General features: G+C 69.1%; 5 protein-coding genes. 3 read left to right on the top strand and 2 right to left on the bottom strand.

The window, feature by feature from the left end; translation table 11 throughout:
* Positions 1-68: 68 nt before the first annotated feature.
* Positions 69-1,868: a translation elongation factor 4 gene (lepA, locus tag F9K34_RS17970; RefSeq protein ID WP_291338480.1), complete on the bottom strand. Its 1,800-nt coding sequence runs from the start codon at positions 1,866-1,868 to the stop codon at positions 69-71.
* 117 nt (positions 1,869-1,985) lie between these two features.
* On the opposite strand from lepA, the gene F9K34_RS17965 reads away from it, so the two are divergent.
* Together F9K34_RS17965 and F9K34_RS17960 are read left to right on the top strand one after the other, a co-directional pair.
* Positions 1,986-2,264 (top strand): acylphosphatase, encoded by a 279-nt coding sequence (locus F9K34_RS17965; protein ID WP_291338479.1) that lies wholly within the window; start codon positions 1,986-1,988, stop codon positions 2,262-2,264.
* A gap of 97 nt (positions 2,265-2,361) precedes the next feature.
* Positions 2,362-2,559, top strand: coding sequence for a heavy-metal-associated domain-containing protein (locus tag F9K34_RS17960; protein ID WP_291338478.1), 198 nt, complete (start codon positions 2,362-2,364; stop codon positions 2,557-2,559).
* Here F9K34_RS17960 and F9K34_RS17955 read toward each other — a convergent pair.
* Entirely contained in the window at positions 2,556-2,999 is a 444-nt protein-coding gene (locus tag F9K34_RS17955; RefSeq protein WP_291338477.1) for a low molecular weight protein-tyrosine-phosphatase, read from the bottom strand. The two genes, F9K34_RS17960 and F9K34_RS17955, sit on opposite strands and share 4 nt — an antisense overlap.
* Positions 3,000-3,040: 41 nt before the next feature.
* Here F9K34_RS17955 and F9K34_RS17950 point away from each other — a divergent pair.
* Positions 3,041-3,445, top strand: a 405-nt coding sequence (locus F9K34_RS17950) for an SIR2 family NAD-dependent protein deacylase (protein WP_291338476.1), incomplete at its 3' end; no start/stop codon positions are given.

The raw sequence follows: 3,445 nt of genomic DNA, 5'->3' as shown, positions 1-3,445 counted from the left end.
CCCCACCCGTGTGGGCACGCAATTGGCATAGCCAATCGCTTTCGCCCGCCCACCCTCAAGATGGACAGCTAGCTGTCCATCTTCAACGCCGAAATAAACGCCTCCTGCGGGATCTCCACCTTCCCGAACTGGCGCATCTTCTTCTTGCCGGCCTTCTGCTTCTCCAGGAGTTTCCGCTTCCGCGTGGCGTCGCCGCCGTAGCACTTGGCGGTCACGTCCTTCCGCAAGGCACTCAGCGTCTCCCGCGCGATGACGCGGCCGCCGATGGCCGCCTGGATCGGGATCTTGAACATGTGGCGGGGGATCAGGTCCTTCAGCTTTTCGACCATCGCCCGGCCGCGCGCCTCGGCCCGGTCGCGGTGGACCATGATCGACAGGGCATCGACCGGCTCGTCATTCACCAGGATCGACATCTTCACGAGGAAATCCTCGCGGTAGCCGATCATCTGGTAGTCGAAGCTCGCATAGCCCTTGGTCACGCTCTTCAGCCGGTCGTAGAAGTCGAAGACGACCTCGGCGAGCGGCAGGTCATAGACGACCATGGCGCGGGAGCCGGCATAGGTCAGGTCCATCTGGATGCCGCGCCGGTCCTGGCAGAGCTTCAGCACGTCGCCGAGGTAGTCGTCGGGGACCATGATCGTGGCCTTGATCCGCGGCTCCTCGATATGGTCGACATAGGTCAGGTCCGGCATGTCGGCGGGGTTGTGCAGGTCGCGCACCTCGCCGTCCTTCATGTGGAGCCTGAAGACCACCGAGGGCGCGGTGGTGATCAGGTCGAGGTCATACTCGCGTTCCAGCCGGTCGCGGACGACCTCGAGGTGGAGAAGCCCGAGGAAGCCCATGCGGAAGCCGAAGCCGAGCGCCGCCGAGGTCTCCATCTCGTAGGTGAAGGAGGCGTCGTTCAGCGCCAGCTTCTCGATGGCGTCGCGCAGGGATTCGAAGTCGTTGGCGTCGACCGGGAAGAGGCCGCAGAAGACCACGGGCTGCGCCGGCTTGAAGCCGGGGAGCGCGGTGGCGCAGGGCTTCCGTTCGTGGGTGATCGTGTCGCCCACGCGGGTGTCGCGGACCTGCTTGATCGAGGCGGTGAAGACGCCGATCTCCCCCGGCCCCAGTTCGGCGATGTCGACCATCTGCGGCTTCAGCACGGCGAGCTTGTCGATGCCGTAGATTGCGCCGGTCTGCATCATCTTGATGCGGTCGCCCCGGGCGACGCGGCCATCCATGACGCGGATCATCACGACGACGCCAAGGTAGGCGTCGTACCAGCTGTCGACGAGCATGGCCTTCAGCGGCGCCTGCGCGTCGCCCTTCGGCGCCGGCAGGCGGTGGACGATGGCCTCCAGCACGTCGGGGATGCCGACGCCGGTCTTGGCCGAGATCGGGATGGCCTGGCTGGCGTCGATGCCGATGACGTCCTCGATCTCGGCCTTCACGCGCTCGGGGTCCGAGGCGGGCAGGTCGATCTTGTTGAGCACGGGGACAAGCTCGTGGTCGGCGTCGATCGCCTGGTAGGCGTTGGCGAGCGTCTGCGCCTCCACCCCCTGGGTGGCGTCCACGACGAGGAGCGAGCCCTCGACCGCGCGCATGGAACGGCTGACCTCATAGGCGAAGTCGACGTGGCCGGGCGTGTCGATGAGGTTCAGCACATAGGTTCTGCCGTCCTTCGCCGGGTATTCGATGCGGACGGTGTTGGCCTTGATGGTGATGCCGCGCTCGCGCTCGATGTCCATCGAGTCGAGGAGCTGGGCCTTCATGTCGCGTTCGGCCACGGTGCCGGTCATCTGGATGAGTCGGTCGGCGAGGGTCGACTTGCCGTGGTCGATATGGGCGACGATGGAGAAATTGCGGATCTGGGCGAGCTCGGTCATGATGGGGCGGGATATGCGCGGGAAACCGCGGCCGGTCAATGGGCTGATGGGGGCCGGGGCGCGCCGGCGCGCGGGTTCCGTGGCAGGATCGGCAGAGCCGCGGTCGGGGAGGCCGCCATGAAGGAGATCGCCTATGCTGTGCGCGTCACCGGGCGGGTGCAGGGCGTCGCCTACCGGGCCTGGACGCAGGGGCAGGCCCGGGCGCTCGGCCTCAGGGGCTGGGTCCGCAACCGCGGCGACGGCTCCGTGGAGGCGCTGATCGCGGGGCCCGAGGCGGCGGTGGAGGCGATGGTGACGGCGATGGGCGAAGGCCCCGGCGCGGCGCGGGTGACCGACGTCTGGACAGAGCCCGCGGACCCCGGCCCGGTGCCCGCCGGCTTTGCCATCCGCGCCTGAGCGCGCCGGGTCGCGGAAGTTCAGGGGCGTGACGCGACCGGTCTTGACGCGCTGGCCGCGCCGTCCGATCTAGGGACCAGAGCCAGCGGAGGCCCCCATGAAGTTCTCCATCCCCGACATGACCTGCGGCCACTGCAAGGCGGTGGTCGAGCGCACCATCATCGACCTCGACAGCAATGCGAGCGTGGTGGTGAACCTCGGCGCCCACACCGCCGAGGTCAAGACGACGGTTCCCGCCGAGGCGATCATCGGCGCGCTGAAGACGGAAGGCTACACCGCCGAGCGGATCGGCTAGGCTCCGGTCGCGCCGAGCCGCGCCAGGACCCGGTCCGCGCCCTCTTCGATGAGGTCCAGCGCCGCATCGAAATCGCGGCTGTACCAGGGGTCCGGCACCTCTCCCTGCCCGAGGAAGAGCGCGAGTTCGGCGGAGGATGCGGCGGGCCGCAGCGCCGCGAGGTCGGCGAGGTTGGACCGGTCCATGGCAAGGACGAGGTCGAAGGCGGCGAAATCGTCAGCCGAGACCTGCCGCGCACGCAAGGCCGAGAGGTCGTAGCCGCGCCGGGCGGCAGCCGCGATCATCGGGCCGTAGGGCGGCTCGCCCACATGCCAGCCGCTGGTGCCGGCGCTGTCCGTGGCCACGCGAAGCCCGGCGTCACGCGCCCGGGCGGCAAAGACCGCCTCGGCCGCGGGCGAGCGGCAGATGTTGCCGAGACAGACGAAGAGGATACGCTGCATGCCGGGGCCTCCTGCCCCGCCCATCGCAGACGGAGAGCCCTGTGTCAAAGCCCCGCGCCATCGTGATCCTGACCGGCGCCGGCATCTCGGCCGAAAGCGGGCTCGGCACCTTCCGCGACCCGGGCGGGCTCTGGTCGCGCTACGACTGGCGCGATCTCGCCACGCCCGAAGGCTTCGCGCGCGATCCGGGCTTCGTGCTCGAGTTCTACAACTGGCGGCGCGAGAGGGTGCGAGCGGCACGGCCCAACTTAGCCCACCGCGCGCTGGCGCGGCTCGCGCGGGAGGGCGACGCAGCGGTGACGCTTGTCACCCAGAACGTCGACGACCTGCACGAACGTGCCGGAAGCCCCGAAGTCATCCACATGCACGGCACCCACCTGACTGCCCGCTGCGCGGCCTGCGGCCACCGCTGGCCCGCGCCGGAGGTCATGGCGCCCGCCGACCCC

The sequence above is a fragment of the Albidovulum sp. genome (genome assembly GCF_008933605.1).
Taxonomy (GTDB): domain Bacteria; phylum Pseudomonadota; class Alphaproteobacteria; order Rhodobacterales; family Rhodobacteraceae; genus Albidovulum.
The sequence above is the reverse complement of the archived record's forward strand: the minus strand, read 5'-3'. Positions and strand labels throughout refer to the sequence as shown.